Origin of the sequence: Sulfurimonas sp. CVO, assembly GCF_009883775.1 — a bacterium.
Classification (GTDB): domain Bacteria; phylum Campylobacterota; class Campylobacteria; order Campylobacterales; family Sulfurimonadaceae; genus Sulfurimonas; species Sulfurimonas xiamenensis.
The window spans coordinates 1,289,490-1,314,575 of the sequence record NZ_CP033720.1; the positions used below are offsets into that span (position 1 = coordinate 1,289,490).

At 32.8% G+C, this 25,086-nt stretch carries 26 protein-coding genes; 8 read left to right on the forward strand and 18 right to left on the reverse strand.

All coding sequences use genetic code 11. The features are described 5' to 3' along the window. Window positions 1-66 precede the first annotated feature (66 nt). Window positions 67-555: a 2-amino-4-hydroxy-6-hydroxymethyldihydropteridine diphosphokinase gene (folK, locus tag CVO_RS06480; protein WP_159571009.1), complete on the reverse strand. Its 489-nt coding sequence runs from the start codon at window positions 553-555 to the stop codon at window positions 67-69. A 3-nt stretch (window positions 556-558) separates the two neighbouring features. Further along, entirely contained in the window at window positions 559-1,047 is a 489-nt protein-coding gene (aroQ, locus tag CVO_RS06485; protein ID WP_152299020.1) for a type II 3-dehydroquinate dehydratase, read from the reverse strand. An 88-nt stretch (window positions 1,048-1,135) separates the two neighbouring features. Here aroQ and mqnF point away from each other — a divergent pair, with 88 nt between their 5' ends. Next, window positions 1,136-2,368 (forward strand): aminofutalosine deaminase family hydrolase, encoded by a 1,233-nt coding sequence (gene mqnF / locus CVO_RS06490; RefSeq protein WP_159571012.1) that lies wholly within the window; start codon window positions 1,136-1,138, stop codon window positions 2,366-2,368. Beyond that, complete coding sequence (gene sppA, locus CVO_RS06495) at window positions 2,356-3,225, forward strand: signal peptide peptidase SppA (RefSeq protein ID WP_152299018.1); 870 nt, start codon at window positions 2,356-2,358, stop codon at window positions 3,223-3,225. Before mqnF ends, sppA begins: the two co-directional genes overlap by 13 nt. 19 nt (window positions 3,226-3,244) lie before the next feature. Here the strand turns inward: sppA and CVO_RS06500 are convergent, their stop codons facing one another. The 15 genes from CVO_RS06500 to nadA all read right to left on the reverse strand — a co-directional run bounded on the left by CVO_RS06500 (window position 3,245) and on the right by nadA (window position 17,641). Then, on the reverse strand, window positions 3,245-3,664 hold the full coding sequence (locus tag CVO_RS06500) for a hypothetical protein (protein ID WP_152299017.1): 420 nt from the start codon (window positions 3,662-3,664) through the stop codon (window positions 3,245-3,247). 90 nt (window positions 3,665-3,754) lie between these two features. Then, window positions 3,755-4,357, reverse strand: coding sequence for an FmdE family protein (locus CVO_RS06505; RefSeq protein WP_159571015.1), 603 nt, complete (start codon window positions 4,355-4,357; stop codon window positions 3,755-3,757). A gap of 8 nt (window positions 4,358-4,365) precedes the next feature. Next, a complete protein-coding gene (xseA, locus tag CVO_RS06510; RefSeq protein ID WP_159571018.1) occupies window positions 4,366-5,616 on the reverse strand; it encodes an exodeoxyribonuclease VII large subunit in 1,251 nt (416 codons plus the stop codon). A gap of 9 nt (window positions 5,617-5,625) precedes the next feature. Continuing rightward, window positions 5,626-6,336, reverse strand: a complete 711-nt coding sequence (ubiE, locus tag CVO_RS06515) for a bifunctional demethylmenaquinone methyltransferase/2-methoxy-6-polyprenyl-1,4-benzoquinol methylase UbiE (RefSeq protein WP_159571021.1) — start codon at window positions 6,334-6,336, stop codon at window positions 5,626-5,628. 1 nt (window position 6,337) lies between these two features. Then, a complete protein-coding gene (gene ribD, locus CVO_RS06520) occupies window positions 6,338-7,339 on the reverse strand; it encodes a bifunctional diaminohydroxyphosphoribosylaminopyrimidine deaminase/5-amino-6-(5-phosphoribosylamino)uracil reductase RibD (RefSeq protein ID WP_349636688.1) in 1,002 nt (333 codons plus the stop codon). Between the two features lie 17 nt (window positions 7,340-7,356). Further along, complete coding sequence (locus tag CVO_RS06525; protein WP_152299012.1) at window positions 7,357-7,806, reverse strand: LSm family protein; 450 nt, start codon at window positions 7,804-7,806, stop codon at window positions 7,357-7,359. A gap of 12 nt (window positions 7,807-7,818) precedes the next feature. Then, window positions 7,819-8,169, reverse strand: a complete 351-nt coding sequence (gene rbfA / locus CVO_RS06530; protein ID WP_159571024.1) for a 30S ribosome-binding factor RbfA — start codon at window positions 8,167-8,169, stop codon at window positions 7,819-7,821. Beyond that, window positions 8,166-10,811 carry a translation initiation factor IF-2 gene (gene infB / locus CVO_RS06535; protein ID WP_152299010.1) on the reverse strand — a complete coding sequence of 882 codons (2,646 nt, stop codon included), beginning with the start codon at window positions 10,809-10,811 and terminating at the stop codon, window positions 8,166-8,168. The genes rbfA and infB overlap by 4 nt, the downstream gene beginning before the upstream one ends. 291 nt (window positions 10,812-11,102) lie before the next feature. Continuing rightward, a complete protein-coding gene (thrB, locus tag CVO_RS06545; RefSeq protein ID WP_152299008.1) occupies window positions 11,103-11,984 on the reverse strand; it encodes a homoserine kinase in 882 nt (293 codons plus the stop codon). A gap of 7 nt (window positions 11,985-11,991) precedes the next feature. Beyond that, window positions 11,992-12,453 (reverse strand): hypothetical protein, encoded by a 462-nt coding sequence (locus CVO_RS06550; protein WP_152299007.1) that lies wholly within the window; start codon window positions 12,451-12,453, stop codon window positions 11,992-11,994. Continuing rightward, window positions 12,446-13,330: a UDP-3-O-acyl-N-acetylglucosamine deacetylase gene (gene lpxC, locus CVO_RS06555; RefSeq protein WP_152299006.1), complete on the reverse strand. Its 885-nt coding sequence runs from the start codon at window positions 13,328-13,330 to the stop codon at window positions 12,446-12,448. The genes CVO_RS06550 and lpxC overlap by 8 nt, the downstream gene beginning before the upstream one ends. A 113-nt stretch (window positions 13,331-13,443) precedes the next feature. Then, the gene (pgp6, locus tag CVO_RS06560; RefSeq protein ID WP_241690947.1) at window positions 13,444-14,814 is read right to left on the reverse strand and encodes a peptidoglycan metallopeptidase Pgp6; all 1,371 of its coding nucleotides are present in this window, start codon (window positions 14,812-14,814) and stop codon (window positions 13,444-13,446) included. 1 nt (window position 14,815) lies between these two features. Further along, window positions 14,816-15,754 carry a DHH family phosphoesterase gene (locus tag CVO_RS06565; RefSeq protein WP_152299005.1) on the reverse strand — a complete coding sequence of 313 codons (939 nt, stop codon included), beginning with the start codon at window positions 15,752-15,754 and terminating at the stop codon, window positions 14,816-14,818. A 76-nt stretch (window positions 15,755-15,830) separates the two neighbouring features. Then, on the reverse strand, window positions 15,831-16,646 hold the full coding sequence (gene nadC, locus CVO_RS06570; RefSeq protein WP_152300267.1) for a carboxylating nicotinate-nucleotide diphosphorylase: 816 nt from the start codon (window positions 16,644-16,646) through the stop codon (window positions 15,831-15,833). Next, window positions 16,643-17,641: a quinolinate synthase NadA gene (nadA, locus tag CVO_RS06575; RefSeq protein ID WP_159571027.1), complete on the reverse strand. Its 999-nt coding sequence runs from the start codon at window positions 17,639-17,641 to the stop codon at window positions 16,643-16,645. The genes nadC and nadA overlap by 4 nt, the downstream gene beginning before the upstream one ends. Before the next feature lie 122 nt (window positions 17,642-17,763). On the opposite strand from nadA, the gene plsY reads away from it, so the two are divergent. The 6 genes from plsY (at window position 17,764) to CVO_RS06605 (ending at window position 22,729) form a co-directional block, all read left to right on the forward strand. Further along, entirely contained in the window at window positions 17,764-18,378 is a 615-nt protein-coding gene (gene plsY, locus CVO_RS06580) for a glycerol-3-phosphate 1-O-acyltransferase PlsY (protein ID WP_152299003.1), read from the forward strand. Then, complete coding sequence (locus tag CVO_RS06585) at window positions 18,375-18,704, forward strand: dihydroneopterin aldolase (RefSeq protein WP_152299002.1); 330 nt, start codon at window positions 18,375-18,377, stop codon at window positions 18,702-18,704. Before plsY ends, CVO_RS06585 begins: the two co-directional genes overlap by 4 nt. Before the next feature lie 101 nt (window positions 18,705-18,805). Beyond that, window positions 18,806-19,480, forward strand: coding sequence for a homeostatic response regulator transcription factor HsrA (gene hsrA / locus CVO_RS06590; protein WP_152299001.1), 675 nt, complete (start codon window positions 18,806-18,808; stop codon window positions 19,478-19,480). 106 nt (window positions 19,481-19,586) lie between these two features. Continuing rightward, on the forward strand, window positions 19,587-20,885 hold the full coding sequence (locus CVO_RS06595) for a sensor histidine kinase (RefSeq protein WP_152299000.1): 1,299 nt from the start codon (window positions 19,587-19,589) through the stop codon (window positions 20,883-20,885). A gap of 110 nt (window positions 20,886-20,995) precedes the next feature. Next, complete coding sequence (locus tag CVO_RS06600) at window positions 20,996-21,247, forward strand: YfhL family 4Fe-4S dicluster ferredoxin (protein WP_152298999.1); 252 nt, start codon at window positions 20,996-20,998, stop codon at window positions 21,245-21,247. A gap of 9 nt (window positions 21,248-21,256) precedes the next feature. After that, window positions 21,257-22,729, forward strand: coding sequence for a Ppx/GppA phosphatase family protein (locus CVO_RS06605; RefSeq protein ID WP_159571030.1), 1,473 nt, complete (start codon window positions 21,257-21,259; stop codon window positions 22,727-22,729). A 3-nt stretch (window positions 22,730-22,732) separates the two neighbouring features. On the opposite strand, the gene bamA is transcribed toward CVO_RS06605, so the two are convergent. Further along, window positions 22,733-24,991 (reverse strand): outer membrane protein assembly factor BamA, encoded by a 2,259-nt coding sequence (gene bamA / locus CVO_RS06610; RefSeq protein ID WP_159571033.1) that lies wholly within the window; start codon window positions 24,989-24,991, stop codon window positions 22,733-22,735. Window positions 24,992-25,086 lie beyond the last annotated feature (95 nt).

Sequence of the window (25,086 nt, forward strand, 5' to 3'; positions counted from 1 at the left end):
AAAAACCATTCAATAAATTACCTATTGAAAAATTACTATTTATATAAATCAAATTTTGAATAATTTTCATTTGGTTATATCCGCCAGTGGTATCAATACACTATCTCTTTCAAACCACTTAGCATGTGGAATTTGAAGCTTGGATGTTTTAACAACTCTATCATCAAAAAAGATAATATCCAAATCAAGTGTCCTGGGAGCATTTGCAAAACTTCTTTTACGCGCAAATTTTTTTTCTACTCTCATCAAATAGTTTAAAAACAGAGTCGGCTGCATACTTGTTTTAATTACAATTATTGAATTAAAAAAATCATCTTGCTCAATATATCCAAACGGAGGATTTTTCAAAATCAATGATGTCTGCAGCAATGTAACTCTTCTATCTTTTTTTATATATAGATACAAACGGTTAAGTCTTCTTTTAACATCGCCGACATTTCCACCTACTCCAACAGTTGCAATATATCTATGCGAACTATCACGAGTATTTTTATGATGGGAGCGTAAATTTTTAAAAATCTCTAAACTCTCATTTAATTTACGCTTTATATACATAACCTACTTTGCTTCAGTAGCTTGAGACTGTTGCTTTTGCATCTCTTGAACAGCTTTTACTTCATTCATTATTTGTACCATTCCAACCATTGCAAGATGATATCCAAATGGACCAAATCCAACAATAGATGATGTACAAACAGGTGCTATCATATTTTGTTTTCTAAACTCTTCACGGCGATGAATATTACTAATATGAACTTCAATAGTAGGAAGATTTACAGCAGAGATTGCATCGCGAATAGCAATTGATGTATGAGTGTATGCCGCTGCATTAATAATAATTCCGCTTGCATCTCCATAACACTCTTGAATTTTATCTACAATTTCGCCCTCTAAATTGCTTTGAAAAAACTCTACTTCCATCCCACTTTTAGCTCCAAAATCTTTCATTTGAGCATGTATCTGCTCTAATTTCATTGAACCGTAAACCTGCTGCTCTCTTACACCCAGCATATTTAAATTTGGTCCTTGAATTACTACTATTTTCATATTTTACCTTTTTTAAATTTCAATTTTTAAGTAGTTATTTTACCTAAATTAAGCATAATCTATTTTAAATTTTCAAGAAAGATGAAATATGCAGATACTAATACCAAATTATATTTTAACACCCGATATTTTACTCTCAAATATGTCAGTCGCTTTTGATAAAAAAATACAAAAAATTGCTCCACTTGAAGAGCTCAGAAAAGAGTTTCCTGACGCTGAAGTTATAAAATTAAAAAAGAATTCTCTACTAATGCCTGGACTTATAAATGCTCATGTTCATATAGAATTTAGTGCCAATAAAACCCAGCTCTCCTACGGAGATTTTATGAATTGGCTTTACAGTGTTATTGAAAACCGTGAAGAGTTGATAACAGGTTGTGACAATAAGTGTATGAAAAAAGCTATTGATTCTATGTTAGAATCAGGAATTACAACATTTGGTGCAGTTAGCTCACACGGCATGGATTTGGAAGTTTGTGCAAATGCTTCTCAAAATATTGTTTTTTTCAATGAGCTTATAGGCTCACAGGCAACGATGGCAGATGCACTTTTTGGAGATTTTTTGGCACGGCTTGATGCTTCAAAAAGTATTACAAGAGAAGGTTTTTATCCGGCAGTTGCTATTCATTCACCATACTCTGTTCACCCGATTTTAATCAAAAAAGCACTTCAAATTGTTAAAAACGAAAAGCTTAAATTAACTGCCCACTTTATGGAGAGCAAAGCTGAGAGAGATTGGCTTGATAAAAGTGAAGGTGATTTTAAAGATTTTTTTGAAAAATTGTTAAAACAGAAGACCTCAGTAAGCAGTTCAAGCGAATTTTTAGAACATTTTAGCGATTATGAAACTCTTTTAACACATGTAGTCAAAGCAAATGAAAATGAGCTAAAAACTTTATCATCAAACAAGCATACGGTCATTCATTGCCCAATTTCAAACAGACTTTTAGGAAACGGTGCCCTTGATTTGTCAAAACTGGAAAAACATAACATAAGATGGGTATGTGCAACCGATGGCCTTAGTTCAAACTACAAACTTGATCTCTTTGAAGAGATGAAATGTGCTCTTTTTATGCACTCAAATATTCCGCTTTTAAAATTAGCAAAAAAACTTATCAGCAGTGTTACAAAAGATGCTGCTGATGCGCTTAAATTAAATACAGGTGAAATTTCAGAAGGAAAAAATGCTGATATGATTGTTTTGGATTTAGACAAAGAGCCCGGTGACGAGTTAGCAATCCATTTAATATTACATAGATATAATATCTCAAAAGTTTATATTAACGGAACACTTAAAAAAGGTAACGAATGCAGTTTATAAAAAAAATATTTTCTCCTTTCTTGGCAATAATAAAATTTATTCAAGAACATTTCAAAGCTATGCTTTTTTTACTTATTGTTTTTCTAATTTTTGCACCAAAGAGCGAAGAAGATTTAAAACCCCATAATCTTGAACAAATTTATCTCGTAGGGCCGATTATGGAAGTTTCAGAAGTTGTAAATCAAATAGATGAAGCAGCTTCTAATCGCTTTGTAAAAGGCATTTTACTCAACATAGACTCACCCGGCGGGGCAGTCGCACCCTCCATTGAAGTGGCTTATGCTCTAAAAAGAGCAAAAGAAAAAAAACCGGTTGTAGTATACGCAAACGGAACTCTTGCAAGCGGGAGCTATTATGCAAGCATTTGGGCAAATGAGATAATTGCAAATCCAGGTTCAATGGTTGGAAGTATCGGTGTTGTTATGCAGGGAGCAGATGTAAGCGGGCTAATGAGTAAAATAGGCATAAAATCCCAAAGTATTCAAGCAGGTAAATACAAAAAAGTAGGTACTGTTGATAGAGAGTGGACCAATTATGAAAAAGATGAATTAAACAAAGTTATACAAGGAACTTATGATCTCTTTACCGCCGATGTGGCAAATGGTAGAGGCTTGGATATAAAAAACAGAGACACCTTTGCAAATGCGCATATTTTTACAGCTGAACAAGCCAAAAAAGTAGGTTTAATAGACAGTATCGGTGTTGAATATGATGCCAAAAACAGAGTGGCCCAGCTTAGCGGGGTGACCGAGCAGCTTTGGAATAAAGAAGATAAATTTGACAAATTGATAAAAAAACTCTCAGCTCAAGCGGCAGTTACTATTCATACCTATTTTCCGACTCTGATAATTAGATAAAATATTACTTTGTTTTTTTCTAATTATCACTTTTCTTTTTTTCGGGTTTTTTTCTAAACATATGATACTTCTCTTTTTCAAGCAGCCTCTCAACATATTGAGACTCGGCCTTTTTAACATTTTTCCAAACTCCAGATGGAAGTCTTACTTGAAGTTTGTTTTTTTCTTTTAATTTTATAATTTTTTTAATTGATAGCACTTTTGAAACCGGAGAAAAATCAACATCTGTTAAATCTATATCATCCTTAAAAAAAAGCGTCTGTTTATCAAAATTTCCCCATCCTGGAATCCCATCTTCTGTATATGGAACTTCATAACCATTTTTAAATTCAATCATAACTCTATAATGGCTATTATCAAAGAGCTGAATAATTTTACCTGGACCAAATATTAAACCGTAAACCTCATCGTTAACTTTTGCGTTATCAAAATAAGCCATAAATCTCCTTTTGTTATAAATAAGAAATTATATTATCAATATATTACAAAGAAATAACATTTGCAAAAGCTTATCTGCTTTAGAAATTTTTTATTTAATCTCTACAATTTTAATAACATTCGATGCATTTTCAAAGATTTTTTCTACTCTCTCTTGCCAGAGTTGACCAAACTCTTTTATCTCAGCAGAACTAGCCATACCGCCCATTATTTTTTGCATCAACGGCTGCATTTTTGGACTGCCTCCGATTGATGATGAATTGTAATATACATCTACTCTTTTAGCGTTATCAACTCTTGTAAATCTTGCTGAGGAGTTGATATTGGCATTAAAATCCATTAAAGAGTGTCGGGCAAATTTTCCGCCTAAGCCCTTAAAGCCACTTTTATCTGTTGCACCTGTAATCTGTGAAACAACATTTGCAATAACTCCGGCAACCCCATCTTCTAATGACTCTCTAAACTCTACTTTTATATTGCCTCTAACAGCTCTCTCTCCTGGATAAAGAGCTTTTAATGCTTCGGCGGCTATAAGATATGCACCGGCAACTGTTGGACAACTATGCCCAGCAGATTTTACAACTTCTAAATAAGTTAATTCATATTTACCTTCTTCAAAAGCACCTAACATATTTGCCAACGGGTCTATAACTTTAATACTCTCTACTTTATCAAAAAACTCTGGATAACTCATACACTCTCCTATATATTATTTTTTTCTAACACTTTCGCACTTATAACTACTTTATTATTCATAAGATCAAATATATCATTTACTCGTAAAGATCCTATATCAATGACTTTTGAATTTTTGGAAATCTGAGCAAAACCTTTTTTACTTTTTAGTTTTGGGTTATTGGATTCTAACATTTTTTGAAGAGTTAAAACTTGATTTTGAGCAATATTAAATTTACTTTTTATTATATCTGGAAATCTAAACTTAATAGACTCTACCTCTTTAGAAAAACTATGCATTTTAAATGAAATGGTTTGGTTATAGGAGTTGCGAAGCTGTTTTACATCCTCAATTTTTTGAGTTATTTTTTTTTCGATTGAGTGCCCGGAATATAAATTTATCAAATGAGTCAATTCTTGCTTGGCATTATAAATTTTTTGCATAACTTTTTGAGTATATTGTGTCTCAAGAGAATCAATATATTGATATAACTCATTACAATCCGGTAGTATCATCTGCATTGCAGCACTCGGAGTCGGGGCTCTTAAATCTGCTACAAAGTCGCTTATAACCCAATCTATCTCATGCCCTACACATGATACTACTGGGGTTTTAGCTCTAAATATTGCATCTGCGACTATCTCTTCATTAAATGCCCATAAATCTTCTATACTGCCACCGCCTCGACCTGTAACAATAATGTCATATCCTTTAGTATCTGCAATATTTAAAGCATTTACTATTGATGGAGCCGCACTCTCTCCTTGAACTAAAACATCATAAATATCAATCTCTATAGCTCTATACCTATTTTGAGCAACTCTGAGCATATCTTGTAGAGCTGCTCCGGTAGCAGAGGTAATAAAAGCTATCTTTTTTGGAAATTTTGGAAGTTCTTTTTTGATTGAATGGTCAAAATAGCCTTGTGCAGATAATTTGTTTTTAAGCTGCTCATATGCCAGTGCCAAGGCTCCGTGCCCTGAGGGTTGAATAGAAAAACAGTTTATCTGATATTCACCTCTTGGCTTGTAGAGTGTCACAGCCCCATCAATAACAACTTTTAATCCCTCTTGCAGCTGAAATTTCAACTTAGAAGCATTGCCTTTAAACATCACAGCTTTTATCGATGAGGATGCATCTTTTAGCGTAAAATAGATATGCCCGCTGTTATGCAGTGTAACTCGGGAGAGTTCACCTTCAACTAAAACTCTGGTAAATGTACTTTCTAATAAAGTTTTTATCTGTTCATTTAGTGAAGAAACACTAAGAGTATACACCGCTGTTCTCTATTTTTTTCTTGCTATTAAAAGAGTCGATATATCCATAGAGAAACTTTTTGCATACACAATCTCAAAACCGGCAGCTTCAAGCTCTTTTTTCATATTTTCAACTGTTGAAAAATCTCCTATTGAGTTAGGAAGATACTCATATGCTTCTAAATTTTTAGAGATAAAACCCCCGACTTTTGGCAAAATTCTATTCATATAATAGTCTCTGATTTTTCCAAGCAAGGAGGGATTTTCATTCTTCATAAACTCCAGTATTACAACCAAACCACTCTGCTTTAATACTCTATTAAACTCTTTTAAAGCTGCTTCTCTCTCAACCACATTTCTAATACCGTAAGTAATGCTTACAATATCAGCACTCTCATCCTTAAGAGGAATTTCTGTAGCTTTTGATATATGATAGTTAAATTTAGGGAATTTTTCTCTTGCTACATTAACCATCCCATTTGAAGGGTCGACTCCTACTATATCTCCAACAGCTATGCCGTTTACTTCTGATCTTTTTTTCCAGTAATTCATCATATCACCGGTTCCGCAAGCAACATCAACAATTTTATCTATAGAATCTTTAGCATAAAACTTATAAGCTAAATCACAAGCCTTTCGTCTCCAACTTTTATCAATTCCCATACTCATAACACGATTTGCCGTATCATATGTAGGTGCAATATTATCAAACATTGATACGATTTTTTCCTGTTTTTCCATTCTACTTATTTCCCCTGTTATTTGCTTGCTTCATCCACATAATTATATCCTGCTCATCTTTTTGTATATTTAAAATAGAAAATTTATCATCTTTATTTGTAAAATTATTATTTCCGCCGATTTGCAAAGATAAAAAACATAAATAATAATCAACAATATTCTTGGAAAGATTAAACATATTTTCTCCCCCTTCTATCATAATATTTTTATAATTATCTAAAACAGAAAAATTGTCAGAAATAATGACTTTTCTGTTTTTTATATTAAAGAGTGGAATAGTTTCATCAAACTCTTTATTTCTTGAAACTATTAAAATATCAGGTGCTTTTCCATCTACAAGCCTTGCATCTAATGTTGGTCTGTCAACTCTTACACTGTTGCCGCCTATAACCAACAAATCACATACATCTCTCATAGCATGAACTAAAATTCTCGATTTTTTTGAACTTATGATTCCTGCATCAACTGTTCCGTTTAGCCTCTGTGCCCATTTAAAAAAAACAAACCTCTTTTTTTGCCATAAATTGAAAGGTTTTAACAATGCATCGCACTCTTTCTCCAATACCCCGTTTTTTGTTTCAACACCTGAATTTTCAACTATTTCATTGCCGCCGGATGCTTCTTTATTAGAATCAAGAGAACCAACAAAAAGTTTTTTTATTCCCAATTTTGAAATAAGAGTTGCACAGGATGGAGTTTTACCTATATGTGAACATGGTTCAAGTGTAGAAAATATAGATATAGAATTAAAACAGTTGTTGTGGTTTTCTAAAAGATACTCATGAATTTGAGATGAAGATGTAATATTTAAAATTTTTTTGTCATTCGTTAATTTAAAATATGCGCTCTTAAGAGCTTCTACTTCAGCATGAGGAGAACCTGCTTTTTTGTGAGCTTCCACCGCAAGTATTTCACCATTTTTCCCAGTAACAGTACAACCGACTGCCGGATTTGGATATGTAAGCCCTTGATATTTCCAAGCCTCATCCAAGGCTAATTTCATATAAAAGTTAGTATCTATTACCATTCAAAATAGGTTTTTGCTTTTGAAATTTGAGAAAAATCAACTAAAATTTCTTCCCCATCAACATCTAAAATAATATTGGAATCTTCCACTTTAAGAAGTATTCCCTTAAGTTTCTCTTTTGATTTTAAATGAAGAGCAACATTTTCTCCTATTGACATTTCAAACTGTTTTAATGAATGTATTTTTCTTTCAATTCCAGGACTTCCTACTTCAAGTCTATAGTCTCCAGAAACAGGAGGCGTTACATCAAGAAGAGGAGAGATAAGATGTGTTAGATTAACACACTCATCAAGAGTAACACCTTTTCTTCTGTTATTTTCAATCTCTCTTGAAATAACATTTACTCTATATATAGTGTCTCCACCCTCATTAACAACAGAGATATCATAGAGATCCAAACCTACAGATTTAACAAACGACTCTATATCTTTTTCTAAACTCATAAATATACTCACTTAATCTTTAGCGATTTTTTTGAACAGCTCTTCAATATTTTGAGCTTTTTTTAACTGTTCGTCAAATTCAAATGTAAACTTCGGAGAACGAAACCAGCCTTGATCTTTCATACAAAAAGTTTCTAGTATCGGTCTTGCTTTTTTAAGCAGTTTTAAAAACTCACTCTTCTCTTCTTGTGTAAATGAAGCAGGATCAATATAAACTTTGGCATCACTTCTACCTCGTGAACATTTTATGTCTATTACATCTAATTGATGTAACCTTTTATCATTCAAACTGCCAAGAGCTTCAGGAATCAATTCAAGAAGAATTGACTCAGTTCTTTTCAACTTTATTTCAGCTTCTGTCACAGAGATACTTTTTGCTCAATTTTTTTGAATGTTTCTATTACATCACCAACTATAACATCATCATAGCCTTTAATCATAACACCACACTCATAACCGTTACCAATCTCTTCAACATCATCTTTAAAGCGTTTTAGAGAAGTCAATTCACCTTCATGTACAACAACACCGTTTCTGATAACACGAACAAGACCTCCGCGTACAAGTTTTCCATCAACAACAACACATCCGGCAACCATACCTTTAGGAGACTTAAATGTATCTCTTACTTCTGCTTGACCTGTATTTTCCTCAGTAAACTTCGGTGCCATCATACCAGTCAACATGCCAGTCATATCATCAAGGAGTTGATAAATTATAGAGTATGTTCTAATATCAACATTTTTTTGTTTTGCCAACGCTTTTACACTTCCTGTAGGACGAACATTAAATCCAAGCAATACACAATTTTCACTGTTTGCCACAAGTTCAACATCATTTTCTGTAATTCCGCCTACACCTGAAGAGATAATATTAATTTTTACCTCTTCATTTCTAAGCTCATTCAATGAGCTTTTAATAGCCTCAAGTGACCCGTGAACATCTGTTTTTAAAACAACTTTGAGAGATTTTAAATTACCTTCTGCAATCATACTTGTCATATCTTCTAAAGTAGATTTAGTACTATGAGAAAGCTCTTTATTTCTATCGTATTCATGGCGTTTTTGAGCATACTCTTTTGCCTCTTTATCACTTTTCATAGCCATCATTATTTCACCTGATGATGGAACTTCATTGAGTCCGACAACTACTGCAGTATGACTTGGTTTTAAACTTTTTATCTGCTTTTTATTTTCATCAATAAGAGCTTTAATACGCCCATAAGCACTGCCGCAAACAACATAATCGCCAACTTTTAGTGTTCCATTTTGCACAATTACAGTTGCGACAGCTCCGCGACCTTTTTCAAGAGATGATTCAACAACAGCAGCTTTTGCCATAGCGTTTTCATTTGCTTTTAATTCTAAAACTTCAGCAGTTAAAAGGATGTTTTCAAGTAAGTCATCTATCCCCATTCCTGTTTTTGCAGAAACTGGAATAAACTCTATATCTCCGCCCCAATCAACAGGATTTAGACCGCGTTCAGCCATTTGTCCCTTAACCATATCGGGATTAGCACTCTCTTTATCCATTTTATTAAGAGCTACAATTACAGGAGCTTCTGACTCTTTAGCTAATTTTATAACTTCATCTGTTTGAGGTTTAACACCATCATCAGCCGCTACAACAATTACGATAATATCCGTAACATCAGTACCTCTTTGACGCATCTGTGAAAATGCAGCGTGACCAGGAGTATCTATAAATGTAATTGCTTCACCATGCTGCTCAATCGTATATGCGCCGATATGCTGCGTTATGCCGCCAGCTTCATCTTCAGTAACTTTTGCTTTTCTTATCGCATCTAAAAGTGAAGTTTTACCATGATCAACATGTCCCATAATTGTAATAACAGGAGGTCTTTTAGTTGCATTTTCATCAATCGTCTCTGCCATATCTTCTTCGTAGTTAAAGGCATCTTTTGGATCTACGATGGTTACTTCAACACCAAACTCTTCAGATAGAATCTCAATCTCGTCACTTCCTAAAAAGTCGTTTTTAGTCATCATTAAGCCAAGGCTAAAAAGAACTTTTATTACATCTGAAATCGGACGATTAATCTTTTCTGCAAATTCATAGACACGGATATCCTCAGGAATTTCAACATGTGTTACCACTACATCTTCAGATTTATCTTTAGTATATTTTTTTCTTTTGTCACGAGCAACTTTTCTACCTTTTGGAGCAGCTTTTTTATTTGCATTTCTTCCTACAGGCTTTGGAACTTTTGGCTTTCTAGGCTCTTCTGGAACAATCTCTTTTCTCTCAGTAGCATTTAAATCAAGTAAAACAACTTGATCATCCATATCCATTGATACTTCAGCCAAAGAGCCGCCAAAAATATCAATTTTCACACCTTGTTCTTGTTTTTTAGCACCTGAACTCTGTTTTGTTTTTTTCTTTTTTGCCAACTCTTCTAAAACATCAGCACTTATTTTGCCATAAGAAGAGACAGCCGTTTTTTGTCTTGCAGGCATATTGTAACTTTCATCACTTTTTTCTTCCTGCTTCGGCTTTTTCTTTTTGACTATTTTAAGCCCAGATTTTTTAATCTGTAATTTTTTAGGCTCAATTATATTTAATGAAGTCTTATTTTCCTCTTCTTTAGCTTCTTTTTTTACTGCTTCTTGTGTAAGTTCTTTTACTTCAATCTTTTCTTTGTTTTGAGTTTTTTGAGTTTCACTTACCTGAACATTTTTTTCAATACTCTTTTGTTCATCTACTTTAGGTGCTTCAATTTTATCTTTTTTAGTTTCTTTTTCAGGAGTTTTTTCTTCTTTTTGAGTATCACTTATTGGTTTAGCAGATGTTTTTGTTTCTGGTTTTGATGCTTGGGCAAGCTCGCCACTCATTATATAATTCATTAATCCTTCAGCTTCCTGCATTGTAACTGAACTATTTGCTGATTTTACATCAATACCCATATCTGAAGCTTTTTTTACTACATCTTTAGAAGCTATTCCTAGCTCTTTAGCAATTTCGTGTACTCTAACTTTTTCTGTCATCAGTGATGATCTCCTTTAGTATGTTCAAAAATTTGTCTTTATCTCCACTTTTGCATTGCCGCATTAGTGATTTTAATACTTTCTTATTATCTTTAAGACAAGCTTTACATATATAAAAACTTCTACCATTTCCTCTAAAAAGACTAAGTTGTGAATCTATACACTGAAGTCTAGCAAGATTATTTTGTATATCTCTTTGCCTACAAGAGATACACATCCTAAGAGGTTGATTAAATTTTTTTGCCATTATATCCAAAAGTTCCTTGATTTAATAAGAAGATGCGAATTAATCTATTTTTCTATAATAAGTCCATCATTATCAAAATCTAAAATTTTAACAATGAATTCCGGAAATTTTTGACTAAGCTTACTTGCAATCATCACTGCATCTTCATCGTAAACCATTGAAAAAAAAGTAGAACCGCTCCCTGAGAGAGTGCTCATCAATGCTCCACTCTCATAAGCTGTTTTTTGTACACTGAAAAGTTCAGGTAAATTTTTCATTCTTGCTTTTTGATGGAACCTATCCTGCGAAGCCAATTTTAAAATCTCCCAATCTTCATTAAAAAAAGCAGCTACACTAAGAGCCGTATGAGAAAGATTATAAACCGCATTCTCTTTTGAATATGATTTTGGAAGTAGCGTTCTTGCTTTTGATGTACTAATTGGTTTGTTTGGTATTACAACAACTGCTTTAATATAATTTGGAAGATGTTTTTTTTGAGAAAAAACTTTACCCTTCTCTACGGTAGCAGCATTAAAACCACCCATAACCGCAGGTGTAATATTATCCGGATGCGATTCATAAACTAATGCATGATTCAAGATTCTTCTTTTTGAAACTTTAATTCCTGCAGCCTCGTGTGCACTTGATATAGCACTTACAATTACTGCAGACGAACTTCCTAATCCTCTTGACATTGGTATTTGGTTATAAAAAGTAAATTTAAAACTTTGTCTTTTTTTAGTCAATCTATTATAATGTTCATTGAAAATACTAACAAATAGATTATTACCTTTTAACTTTGGATTATTTTCACCCTCACCTTTAATATTTACACTAAAAAATTTTGATGGATGAAACTCAACTAAATTGCGTAAATCAACTGCTAAACCTAAAGAATCAAACCCTGGTCCAAGGTTCGCACTCGTTGCCGGCACACTTATTGTCACATTATTCCTATCCAACTGCTCCAATACCATAAAGAGGGGCGGCAGTTGTGCTAAACTTACTATAATCAAGCACATCTGGAAGTATAAAACTTGCCTCTGGCGCTATTTCTAGTTTTTGGGTTTTTATTTCTGAAGAAATTTTAACAAAAAATAGCTTTCCAATCGCTTTGATTGGTTGATTTTCATTAAAATAAAATGCATCTGTTGCTAAAAGCGGTATATTTTTTAATACACTCATAGATTTTAAAAATATATATGCAATTTTTATTGCCATAAAACTTCCCGGTCCATTTGCATAAAAAAGTTTTTTTATCTTATATTTTTTTGATAATTCGTCAAATATATTTGGTAAAATTTCTGAGCTTTTTTCATAACTTTCAATAGTCTCAATTAATTTTTTCTCTTCATATACCCCAACCAAAACAGGAGAAGAGAGCGTAATAAAAACTAAATCTACACTCCTAAGCATATGCTTTTTCTAACTCTTTTGTTTTTTCGCCTACAAGCTCTATTACTTCATAATTTTGAGCATCTTTTAAAAGTTCAAGCGTAAGTTTATGATTAAGATCATGACTTCCCGCCATAGCTTCATAATTGCCTACAAAATTCATTCCAATAAGAGCCATATCACCGATTGCATCAAGTATTTTATGTCTTACAAATTCATCAGAAAATCTAAGTCCTTCTGGATTTAAAACTTTTTTCTCATCTAAAACAACAGCATTTTCCAAAGAGCCTCCAAGCGCCAAACCTTTTGAGCGAAGATATTGTACTTCATGTAAAAAACCGAAAGTTCTGGCTCGTGCAATCTCGTTTTTATAGTTTTGTTTTGTAAAATTTAAAATATACTCCTGTTTTTGAATTACAGGATGTGGAAATTTGATAGTAAAGCCATACTGCAAATCATGAGATGGGGACAATTTGACATATTTCTCTCCTTCTTGAACAATTATCTCTTTTTTTATCCTCATAATTTTTTTTGGCACATCTAACTGAACAATGCCTGCTTCATCTAAAAGCATACAAAAACTCGCACTGCTGCCATCCATAACAGGAATTTCATCAGCATCAACTATTATTTTAAGGTTATCAATTCCATAAGCATATATAGCAGAGAGCATATGTTCGATTGTTGAAATTACATAGCCGTCTTTGCCGATAACAGTAGCCATTTTAGTATCAACAACATTTTCTGGAATAAGCGGAATGGCTACATCAACATCGCTTCTATAAAATATTAACCCGCTGTTTGACTCCAACGGTTCCAATCTTAACTTAACGGCAGAACCTTTATGAAGGCCTATTCCGACAAGCTCAACACTCTTTTTTATTGTTGTTTGATACATAGCTATTCCTACTTATAAAATCTTATATATTATAAACAAAATTCATATTATATTTAGTAATTAAATTTTTTTTCAAATCACAATTTATTTAACTCTAAATTGTACACTATATTTTAATTTTTATCTATAATAGTTTTTGCACTCTTAATTACATCACTAATATTTAGCTTTATCCATGTAGCATCCATCCATTCCGCAGGACGAACTTCCACACCTTGAATTAAAACTCCAAAATGCAAATGATCTCCCATAGCATAGCCGCTTTTGCCGGTATTTGCAATATGTGTTCCGGCTTGAATTATATCACCGCTGTTAACATTTACACTTGAACAGTGACCATATAATGTATAAAGTCCCAGCCCATGAGAAAGAATAGGCATATTCCCATATAAACCATTATAACCTGCATAAACAACCTCTCCGCCATTATGAGGTTTTATTTGAGCCATTGCATTGCTTGCTAAATCTAGCCCTAAATGATACGATTCACTGATACGATTTCCATTGTAAGAGTATAATCTATGATCTCCAAAACGAGCAACAACTGCCCCATTTTTCAAAGGATACATCTTATTTATATAAAAATCCTGAATCATCTCATTTGAAACTTTTGATGTAATATCATATATTAATTTTTCATTTTTTTCTCGTACATTCTCATTTATAATTTTAAACTGTTCTATCGGATCTGTTACACCTTGAGTCTCTGCAAACTCCTCTGCCAGATCTGCTATTTTCCCTTTTAAAAAATTGTCACTTATTTTTATATTTGATACTTTATACTGTATATCTTTTAAAAAAAGAGGAATATGCGCTTTTGAAGTATTGTCTGCATAATCTTTGGCAACAACTGCAGCTCTAAATGTTGACTCTTTTATAGGCCATGCAAGAAGAGCTATGTAATATCCCTCTTTATAAAAGGGCTGTGCTTTAAATTTTTTATTAAAACTTGTCTCAATATATAGCTCTTTTAAATTTTCATCTTCAGCTTTAAAAACAACAAGCGCAGCGCCTCCTTTGCTTATTTTATAAGAGTTTGCAACTGTATTTAAGGCAGGTCTTTTTTTATCGATTTTTAATTTAAACTCACTTCTTGCAATATTTCCTTTAAAAAAGTTCCATTTGCTTGTATCAACTGCTTCAACAACTATTTTAATATCATTCTCTTTCATAGTATAAGCACTCTTTGGAGGTTCAACTTTAATATTTACTGACTGTTTTGGAGTTAAAAACTGTTCATTGTATAACAAAGTCTCTTCTGATGAACCTATTAAAATTACTTTGTATGCTTTTAATCCTGTGGTATCATCTATCGATATATCCAAAGAGTTTTTAAGATTCCAGTATCCATTGTTTTTCATTGAAATTACAGGAGCTTCTCTCTCAAACATCTCTGCGTTATATCCATATAACACAGCACCTATTATTACTGCAAATAGACTCAATAAAGCTATTGAAGATCCGTTTTTTCTTCCTCTTCTCAAACTATAACTCCTTTTGTATCAAATTTAATATTTTTGTCTCTGCCTCTTCTAAAGAGACAACACTCTTTAAATCAAAACCGGCTCTCTCTTTGTGTCCGCCGCCGTCAAATTTGACAGCGATTTTGCAAACATCCACTCCCGCTTTAGAGCGAAGAGAACCCTTTATTGTAAAATCGCTCTTTTGTCTAAGCAGCAAAGCGACCTTTACATATGGAAGATTTAATGACTCTTCCAGCGGAGCTTCGCAATCCTCTGCAGCTGCACCGGTCGATCTCATATCCTCATCACTTACGCAAAAAACTGCAACTTTTGCATTATATTTTAACGACATATTTTTAAACATAACTGCTTTTAGCCTCAAAGCCCCAAGCGAGATGCTTTTCATAATATTTTTGTTACAAAGTTTAAAATCTGCATCCTGATCCAGCAGCTCTTTAACCGTAACAAATAGCTTACTGTTGACTTTTTGAGACAAAAAACCATCAGAATCATCCAGCAATCCGGCATAGAGTGCTGTCGCCATTTTTCTGTTTACTTTTACATCGTTTGTTTTAAAAAAATCATACAAAATCTCTGTTGTGCTAATAAAATCAGTTTTTACTAAATTTATATCTCCATAGTAGCTGTTTGTAATGTGATGATCTATATTTATCAATTCACACTCTACATCTGTGCCCAAACGCTTCTCATTTGCACAATCAAGTGCAATTGCCAAATCTGCAGAGTTTGGAAATGAGTTTCTAATCTTTTCAAACCATGGCATAAAAGATAATTTCTGATCTATTTTTTGAGTTTTGCAAAACCATGAAACCTTTTTATGTTTCTGTAGTAAAAAACTATACATAGCACTGGCACTGCCTATTGAATCCGCATCAGGATTGAGATGCGAAATAACAACAATATGACCAGCTTTGTCTATTTTTTCTAAAATTTCACTCAATTTATATCTTTTTTGTGATTATATACTACATTCTTATTCATTTTGTAAATATAATTTAAAACTTCTCCAATAACAGCTAATCCATTTTCATAGACAGATCTATCCAGTTTGCCTGATGAATAAGCGAACCGCTGCTAATTGCATCTATGCCGGTTTTTGCGTAAGATTCAATAGTTTCAAGTGAAATATTTCCGCTTGCTTCCAAAAGTACATGTGGAAAATTTTCATCTCTATACGCAATAATTTCTTGAATCTGCTCCGGAGACATATTATCGCACATCACTATATCAGCTCCGGCTTCAAAAGCCTCCTTTGCGGTTTCAAAGTTCTCTGCCTCTACCTCTATTTTTGAAGTAAAAGGAATCTTTTTTCTTGCTTTTTCTATATAAATTTTAAGATTCTCTATAGTTTTTAAATGAGTGTCTTTTATCATTAACGAATCATCCAAGCCCATGCGATGATTTACTGCTCCTCCGCATCTTGTCGCATATTTCTCAAAAATTCTAAGCAGCGGTCTTGTTTTTCTTGTATCTAAAAGCTTAACACCGTAAGGTTCTAAAAAATCTGCATACTTTTTAGTCAAAGTTGCTATTGAACTTGCATGAAGCAGTATATTTAAAAGAGTTCTCTCTATTTTTAAAAGCACATGCGAAGTCCCGCTGATATTTGCTAAAACATCGCCTTTTAAAAAGCTTTCACCGTCATTTACATTCCATGTAATTTCAAAATTCTCCAACTCTGCCAAGACATTTATATACTCAACACCCGCTGCGACTCCGTCACTCTTTGCGATAATTCTGGCACTTGCTTTAACACTAGGCTCAACTAAAGCATACAGATCACCACGACCAACATCTTGATCTAACGAGGCTTTTACAAACTCTTCTATCATAATGCTAACATCCGTTCTAAAGCTATTTTTGCCCATTTTTGTGTTTTTTCATCCACTTCTATCTCATTAAGAGGCTCACCCTCATCAATAGATTTAAGTACATCATATACATCTTTTAGTGTTGTTTCATTCATAGTCGGACACTCCGGTTTTGTAGAAGAGAGTACGAAAGTATTTTTTGGACGCAGACGATTAACTAAGTTAAATTCAGTTCCAACTGCAACCTTTTGATCTTCGGGAAGCTCTTTGATATAGTTTATAAGCTGAGAGGTAGATCCTACAAAGTCGGCAGCATTACATATTTCAGGGTCACATTCCGGATGGACAGCTATAAGTATGCCCGGATATTTTTTACGATAAAAGTTAATATCGTCCATTGTAAAAAGCTGATGGACAGAACAAAAACCGTTATAGCAAATAATATCGGCATCTGCAGGATTGGTTCCATCACCGATTACACATGATTTAAGTCCCATCTGATTTGCTATATTTTGCCCCAAGCATCTGTCTGGAACAAAAAGTATCTTTTTACCCTCCTTAAGGGCTGTTGTAATAATTTTCTTTGCATTGGAACTTGTACAAACCATACCACCCATTTCGCCAACTTTTGCTTTTACATCGGCATTTGAATTTATATAAGTGATAGGCAAAATATTTTCATTAGGTATACCTGCATCATTCAGAACCTTTACAGATGCATCAAACTGCATACCGTCAATCATTGTTGCCATTGCGCAACATGCAGCTTTTGGCATAACTACTCTTTTGTTTGGCGATAAAACTTTTACACTCTGCCCCATAAATCCGACACCGCAAAAAAGAACAAACTCAGAATCATCATCTCTAGTTTTAATTGCAAGTTCGAGAGAATCGCCTGTGATATCAGCTATCTCAAAAACTTCGTCTCTTTGATAAAAATGTGCGACAATAGTTACATTCAATCTTTTTTTATATTCTTTTATCTTCTCTTTTAATTGTTCAGTTGTAAGTTGCAAAAAAAATTCCTTCTTCAAATAAATAGTTGTCATTATATCAAAAAATAATATTTGTCGTATATTTTTTATATGCTTGTAATGATATACAGAGTAAAATACTACAAATTTTTACAAGGGTATAGATGGATTTTTTATTTAACACAAATGCTCAGTTTTTTATTGCAGCCTATTTAATAGGCGGAATTCCTTTTGGTTTGCTCTTAGCTAAAAAATATGCGGACTTAGATGTGAAGAGTAGCGGATCGGGTAGTATAGGTGCAACAAATGTTTTAAGAGTTGTCAAAGAAAAAGATCCCTCTTTGGCAAAAAAACTAGGCATTGCAACATTGGCACTCGATGCGTTAAAAGGTGTTTTCATTTTAATAATTGCATATTTTGCAGGAGTAAGTGAAGCAACATTGTGGGGTATCGCTGTTTTATCTGTTATCGGGCACTGTTTTAGTCCCTACCTGAATTTTGAAGGCGGGAAAGGAGTTGCAACGGGATTGGGAGTTATGATGTTTATGCTTCCTCTTGAAGCCATTGTGGCACTTATAGTTTGGGCATTTGGAGCAAAATTTATTAAAATATCTTCTCTCTCTTCTCTTACTGCTCTTGGCGCACTGATAATTGCCAGTTTTATAATTCATCCGGATATGGCACATGCTCCGGTTATTATTATAGGATTTATACTTTTTTATAAACATATTCCAAATATTATTCGTCTTTTAAAAGGTGAAGAAAAAAGAGTAGTATGACAATTCATATAGAAGATCTGAAATTTCAATGCATTATTGGAATTTTAGATTTTGAAAGAACAACTCCTCAAGATGTAATTATCAATCTTACTATTGAGTATAACTATAAAAATAATTTTATAAATTATGCCGATGTTGTTGAAATTATCAAAAAAACAATGATAAAAAGTGAGTTTTTTCTTATAGAAGATGCTCTAGAGAGTCTAAATTTAAAGTTAATTAAAGAATACAAAGCGATAAAAAGCATCAATTTAAAGATAACAAAACCATCGATTTTACCCGACTGCAAGGTAAGTGTAAGCAATTATTGCAAATCCCAATCTTAATTATAAGTTAAAGTTTTATTAAAAAAAAATTAAAAATTACTTTAAATTAACCTAAAATTATGATATCATTCCGCCAAAATATTCATTCATAGGACAAATTTATGCGCATTCTAATTATAGAAGATGAAGTCACATTAAACAAAATGCTTGCTGAAGGACTTAAAGAATTTGGTTATCAAAGCGATGTAGTAGAGACTCTTAAAGATGGCGAGTACTACTTAGATATTCGAAACTACGATTTAGTACTAATGGACTGGATGCTTCCTGATGGAAACAGTGTTGACATTATCGGTGATATAAAAACTAAAACTCCAAAGACTGTTGTAGTTGTTCTATCGGCGAGAGATGATAACGAAAGTGAAATAGAAGCTCTAAGAAGCGGTGCTGATGATTACATCAGAAAACCGTTTGATTTTGATGTTTTAGTTGCTCGCCTTGATGCGCGTCTTCGTTTCGGTGGCAGTAATATCATTGAAATTGAAGATTTAATCATTAATCCGGAAGAGGAAAAAATTACTTATAAAGAGCAAGAGATAGAACTAAAAGGCAAACCTTTTGAAGTTCTTACGCATTTAGCGCGTCACCGTGATCAGATTGTATCTAAAGAACAGCTATTAGACGCAATTTGGGAAGAACCGGAACTTGTTACTCCAAATGTAATTGAAGTTGCTATAAACCAAATTAGACAAAAAATGGACAAACCATTAAATATAACCACAATTGAAACTGTTCGTCGCCGCGGTTATCGTTTTTGCTTCCCTAAAGAGATAAATTAAATTTTTAATATGTAAAAAGGGAAATACCCCTTTTTACAGCTAAAATACTCAAAATGGCAAATTATATAGGCTATAATTATAAACTTTTGTTTTTATAGGTAAAAAAATGTTTTCAAAAAGAAGTATTAGACAAAGCTTTTTAATCCAACTAATATTTGCCTCTGCTTCATTAATATTTATATTTTCTTCTATTTTATATTTTTACATCGAAAGATCTATTTTTGAAGAGAAACATCAAGAACTTTTAAACTATGCAAAAAACATTGCACAAAATGAGTCTATTTATGGCTCAGAAGCACCCTCGCCTGAAATGTATCTGGGATTAAATGTTGAAATAATATATCTTGATGTAACGCATCTGGATATTGAAATGTATGAAACAACTAAAAATAATGAAATATATTTAACACTTATATACCCTTTTAATTTGGATGAATTGAGTTATTTAAAAATAACAAAAGAGATAACAGCTACAAAAATACTTTTAAAAAAAATACTCAACTACCTTTTTGTTATAAATATCGCCGGATTTTTACTTGTTATTATTTATGCAATTGGATTATCAAAAATGCTTGTAATGCCTGTTAAAACTCTAAGCAATAAGCTCTCAAATATGAATGAGCATCTTATGCGTCCAATAAAAGTAGAAGAATTACCGGAGGAGTTTGAGCCTCTTGGTATTACAATCAATCATTTAATTAAAAGAATACAAAACTTTGTTAAGTACCAAAAAGAGCTCTTTATCGGAACTGCTCATGAACTAAAAACACCGCTTGCAGTTATAAAACTAAAGAATCAGGTAACTCTTATAAAAAAACGCTCTCCCGAAGAGTACATTGATGCTCTTAAAGTAACGAACAAAACAATAGATGAGATGAACTTTATAGTTACAAACATACTTAATATAGGCAGACAAGAGGGAGCTCAACTAGAAAAACCTCAAGAAGTTGATGTAATAAAAATTTTAACTCAAAAAGCAGATGATTTTAAACTTTTAGCTGAGAATGAAGGCAAAAAACTACATATTCATCTCGAACCATGTGGCTATATGGCAGTTCTTCAAGTAAGTTTGCTAAATCAAATAATACAAAATTTTTTACAAAATGCACTTAAATTTACGCCAAAAGACAAAAGTGTAACTTTAAGAAGTTCACAAAACAACTACGGATTATTGATTGAAGTAATTGATGAAGGATGCGGCATAGATGAAAGCTCAGATCTTTTTGCCCCTTTTAAAAGAGAAGGAAATAAACCTGGAGTTGGACTAGGTCTTTTTTTGGCAAAAAGTGCAGCAGATGCATTAAGTGCAAAAATAAGCATCAAAAATAGAACAGACGGAATTACAGGAACTGTAGCTAGCTTAAATCTAAATTCAAAACTTTCATGTATTCTGCCCGCAAATTAGGAAATAGTCAAATTTAAAAAACAATAAAGCTTTATTCTGCTATAAATCGAGCACATAAAAATATATTAAAATAATATATTTAAATTGGATTATAACTATAAGGTATTTTAATGGCTTTAATAATAAATGATGAGTGTATTGCTTGTGATGCATGTCGTGAAGAGTGCCCTACTTCAGCTATTGAAGAGGGAGATCCTATCTATTTTATCGATCCTGATCGCTGCATAGAGTGTGTCGGTGTTTATGATGAACCTGCATGTGTATCAGTTTGCCCGGTAGATTGCATTGTACCTGATAAAGACAATGTTGAATCTATTGCAGAGCTTCAATTTAAATATAAACAATTACTAAACGAAGAGTAGAAAAGTTAGATGGCAAAAAGAGTAGCAGTCATAGACATCGGTTCCAACTCAGTTAGAATGATTATCTATGAAAAAACTTCTCGATTTGCATTTCATATTTTGCATGAAGCAAAAAGCAGAGTAAGAATCTCTGAAGAGACTTATCAAAACAGTGGGAATCTTCAAGATATTCCCATGCAGAGAGCTTTTGACGCATTAGAGAACTTTTTATCAATAATCAAATCCTTTAAAGCCAGAAAAACTCTTTGTATAGCCACTTCTGCACTAAGAGACGCTCCAAATCAAAAAGATTTTGTAAATAGAATAAAACACTCTCTTGGCTTAAATATTAAAATTATAGATGGCCAAAGAGAAGCTTATCTTGGAGCAGTTGCATGCGCAAATCTTTTACCGGAACAAAAAAATGCTCTAAGCATTGATATCGGTGGCGGTTCAACCGAATTTTCACTTATTAACAAACAAGATATTAAATTAAATATATCTCTTAATTTAGGAACAGTAAGATTAAAAGAGCTCTACTTTGATACAAATGATATAGACGGTGCAAAAAAATACATTGATTCACAATTGACACAATTAGACAATATTAATGTATCTTCTATTATTGGCATCGGCGGCTCATTTAGAGCTATATCCAATGCGATATTAAACAGCAGCAGTTACCCTCTTAAAAAACTTCACGCTTTTGAACCTGACTATAATGAGTTTATAGAATTTTTGAAAAAAATTTTAGTTGCAAATGAAGATGAACTGAAAAAGCTTGGTATTAAAGCAAATAGAGTTGATGTTATAAAACCAGGAGCCATGATACTGCTTAGAGTTTTCAAAAAATTAAATATTAACACTTTAATCAGTAGTGGTGTAGGAGTTAGAGAGGGTGTGTTTTTATCTGATTTGCTTAGAACATCAAAAAATAAATTTCCCGCCAACTACAACACATCCGTAAGCTATATAATTGATTTACATATAGACAATAAAGCCTATTCAAATCAAATAAGCAGTGTTGCAAAAAAAATATTTGATTTAACCTATGAATATTTAAATATAGACAAACAATATCGCTATGAACTAGCAATAGCTGCAAAACTTTGTTTAAGCGGAAACAGTCTTCACTACTATTCTCATAATAAACATAGCTATAATCTTATCAAAGATGCTTTAGAATTCGGTTTTACACATAAACAGATAATTCTTATTGCAACCCTAGCAAAATATGCAAAAAGAAAACTTCCATCATCTTCACATATAGATAAATTCGGAGATCTTCTTCCAGAAATCCAACAACTCAATGCTCTTAGCTATCTTCTCTCATTAAGTGTTGCTCTACTATCTCACCAGCCAAGAAATATTGATTTTACAATAAGCTTTGAAGAAAATATACTAAATATAAAATCTAAAAACAGTTTATACTTAGCTAAAGAAAATATAAGCAAACTAGAAAATTTAAATAACTTAACCATTAAAATTCTTACTGAAAATTAACAGTTAAAATCTTTGTCCCATAGTAAATTCAAAGGCCGCTGTTTTATCTCCCTCTTCCTCTCCTAAAGGTTTTGAAAACATCAGCTGAATAGGTCCGACAGGAGAAAACCACTCAAGTCCTGCTCCAACTCCGCCACGAGATATATTTTTCACCAAATAATCATCTCTGCTATCTTCTGTAGTTCCTATGTATCCCCAATCAAGATATGTCACTAAACGCATTTTTGCCTTAGGAACAAGTGGAAAGCTGAATTCTAAGCTGTTTGTGGCACTATACTCACCGCCTACTCTTCTAACACCGTCTTCTTCATCTAAATCTTCTATAGTCGGAGCCAATGAATATGATTCATATCCCCTGACACTCCCTATACCACCTAGATAGAATCTCTCTGCAATTGGCAGATAGCCCATCTCTTTAACATAATTTAGTTTTGCTTTATATCTGGCAATGAGATCAAACCCAAGATACTCTTCAAATCCTTTATATGCACCAAAGCTAGTTCCACTCTTAAAAAATTTAGCATCTGAACCAATTCCGGCATTTTCAAAACTTTGGCTAAAAGTAAAACCTTTTCTAGGAAGATAAAAATCATCTGTATTATCAAATTTTACACTTAGTGTGATTGAGCTTTTCCCATAATTTTCATAATAGGGGTCATTATAATATGTAGAATTTTCATCAATGTCATAACTATTGTTTGAATATCCATAACCTATATATCCGCTGACAAATCTAGTAAATCTATGCCCTGTTCCTAAAGTCAAACCATCAGACATAACAATATAGTCATCATATTCATAATCTGATGTATAAATAGAAAAATTACCACTGAAATCACTATCATTTAATCGTGGGTTTGATATATTAAATGAGTAATTTGATGTTAGCTCAGAACGCTCAGCTTTAACACCTACATTTATTCCTGAACCCCATATATTTCTATCATCAACAGCAACACTTATAAGAATTCCGCCATAACTTCCGTAACCGCCGCCTAATTGGATATTACCCGTTGGCGCTTCTTTTACTTTAACAATCAAGTCTATATTTTTATTGTCTACTCTCTTCTCTTCAATGGTATTCCCATCAAAAAAACCAAGTCTGCCAAGAGCATTTCTTGAATCTGTTAAATCTGTTAGAGAGTACATATCACCCGGCCCTAGATAGAGTTCTCTTCTTATAATTCTGTCTAAAGTTCTATTGTTTCCTGAAATAATGACATTTCTAATTTTAACTTTATCCCCTGGTATTACTTTAATCACTACCTCAACTGTTTTATTCTCTTTATCCTTTTTTAGGTCCGGTACAACTTGTACAAATGCATAGCTTAAATCCGCAATCAAAGTTTTTATTTTTTGTGAATCATCCCTAAATGTTTGAACATTAAATGCTTTGCCTACTTCCAATTGAATCTGCTCTTTTATTAATATATCATCAATTACATGCTCTTGCTGCTCAATTGTAATAGCACTAATTGTATAAATTTCACCCTCTTTTATCTGATAACTCATATCTGCCGTATAATTATCAAAATTTACTTTTACAAACGGTTCATTGACATCAATATCTAAATAGCCATGCTGCATATAAATATCGCGTATTCTTAAAGGATCATAAGCTAAGTCTTCCACTTTCATCTTACCATCATTTCGTCCCCAAAGCCAACCCATAAATTCGCGTTGTTTATTTGCAATAACCTCATCAAAATTTTCAGTTTCCAAGCCAGATACACCGCTATAAGCCAACTCTTTAATAACTATTTCCGCACCCTCATTTACCAAAAAGGTAATATGCATGCTGCCATTATCCAAACGCTCTTTTAAAATTTCTACAACACTGTCAATTTTTCCCTCTTGATTAATCGCCTCTATAATTCTTTTTTTTGCAGCTTCAAGTTTTTTCTCATCATACAGTGCACCTACTTTTATCTGAATGATACTGTCTCTAATTTCAGTGTCGTTCTCTTTCCACCCTTTTAATTCTATTTTTGATATAAGCGGCTTCTCTTTAAAATGAAAAGTTAAAATGCCATCTTCGTCTAAATCAACCCATATATCTTCAAAATATCCCTGTTTAAAATAACTTTTTATAGATTCATCAATCATTTTATCATCAACATTATCACCTATTTCAAACTTAAGCATTCTTGACGCTACAGATTCTGACATATGTACCATACCGTCATATTTTACAGATTTTACTGTGTATGCATATAAATTTACTGCCAGTAAAGTTAACAATGTTGCTAAAAATATTCTCATTTAATTTCCATAATTATAAAATAGAAGGAGATTTTACCTTTTATGAGGTTAATATTAAGTAAACTTTGTATAATTTAAAAAATAAAGAATAAAGA

Excerpts from the sequence above, each read along its gene's own strand:
- lpxC (WP_152299006.1), bottom strand. The coding sequence starts at position 13,330 with ATGTATCAAACAACAATAAAAAAGAGTGTTGAGCTTGTCGGAATAGGC.
- mqnF (WP_159571012.1), top strand. The coding sequence starts at position 1,136 with ATGCAGATACTAATACCAAATTATATTTTAACACCCGATATTTTACTC.
- hsrA (WP_152299001.1), top strand. The coding sequence starts at position 18,806 with ATGCGCATTCTAATTATAGAAGATGAAGTCACATTAAACAAAATGCTT.
- sppA (WP_152299018.1), top strand. The coding sequence starts at position 2,356 with ATGCAGTTTATAAAAAAAATATTTTCTCCTTTCTTGGCAATAATAAAA.
- folK (WP_159571009.1), bottom strand. The coding sequence starts at position 555 with ATGTATATAAAGCGTAAATTAAATGAGAGTTTAGAGATTTTTAAAAAT.
- ubiE (WP_159571021.1), bottom strand. The coding sequence starts at position 6,336 with ATGGAAAAACAGGAAAAAATCGTATCAATGTTTGATAATATTGCACCT.
- CVO_RS06505 (WP_159571015.1), bottom strand. The coding sequence starts at position 4,357 with ATGAGTTATCCAGAGTTTTTTGATAAAGTAGAGAGTATTAAAGTTATA.
- nadC (WP_152300267.1), bottom strand. The coding sequence starts at position 16,646 with ATGATAGAAGAGTTTGTAAAAGCCTCGTTAGATCAAGATGTTGGTCGT.
- aroQ (WP_152299020.1), bottom strand. The coding sequence starts at position 1,047 with ATGAAAATAGTAGTAATTCAAGGACCAAATTTAAATATGCTGGGTGTA.
- CVO_RS06605 (WP_159571030.1), top strand. The coding sequence starts at position 21,257 with ATGGCAAAAAGAGTAGCAGTCATAGACATCGGTTCCAACTCAGTTAGA.
- plsY (WP_152299003.1), top strand. The coding sequence starts at position 17,764 with ATGGATTTTTTATTTAACACAAATGCTCAGTTTTTTATTGCAGCCTAT.
- bamA (WP_159571033.1), bottom strand. The coding sequence starts at position 24,991 with ATGAGAATATTTTTAGCAACATTGTTAACTTTACTGGCAGTAAATTTA.
- CVO_RS06585 (WP_152299002.1), top strand. The coding sequence starts at position 18,375 with ATGACAATTCATATAGAAGATCTGAAATTTCAATGCATTATTGGAATT.
- ribD (WP_349636688.1), bottom strand. The coding sequence starts at position 7,339 with ATGAAATTAGCCTTGGATGAGGCTTGGAAATATCAAGGGCTTACATAT.
- CVO_RS06595 (WP_152299000.1), top strand. The coding sequence starts at position 19,587 with ATGTTTTCAAAAAGAAGTATTAGACAAAGCTTTTTAATCCAACTAATA.
- CVO_RS06525 (WP_152299012.1), bottom strand. The coding sequence starts at position 7,806 with ATGAGTTTAGAAAAAGATATAGAGTCGTTTGTTAAATCTGTAGGTTTG.
- CVO_RS06600 (WP_152298999.1), top strand. The coding sequence starts at position 20,996 with ATGGCTTTAATAATAAATGATGAGTGTATTGCTTGTGATGCATGTCGT.
- infB (WP_152299010.1), bottom strand. The coding sequence starts at position 10,811 with ATGACAGAAAAAGTTAGAGTACACGAAATTGCTAAAGAGCTAGGAATA.
- CVO_RS06500 (WP_152299017.1), bottom strand. The coding sequence starts at position 3,664 with ATGGCTTATTTTGATAACGCAAAAGTTAACGATGAGGTTTACGGTTTA.
- CVO_RS06550 (WP_152299007.1), bottom strand. The coding sequence starts at position 12,453 with ATGCTTAGGAGTGTAGATTTAGTTTTTATTACGCTCTCTTCTCCTGTT.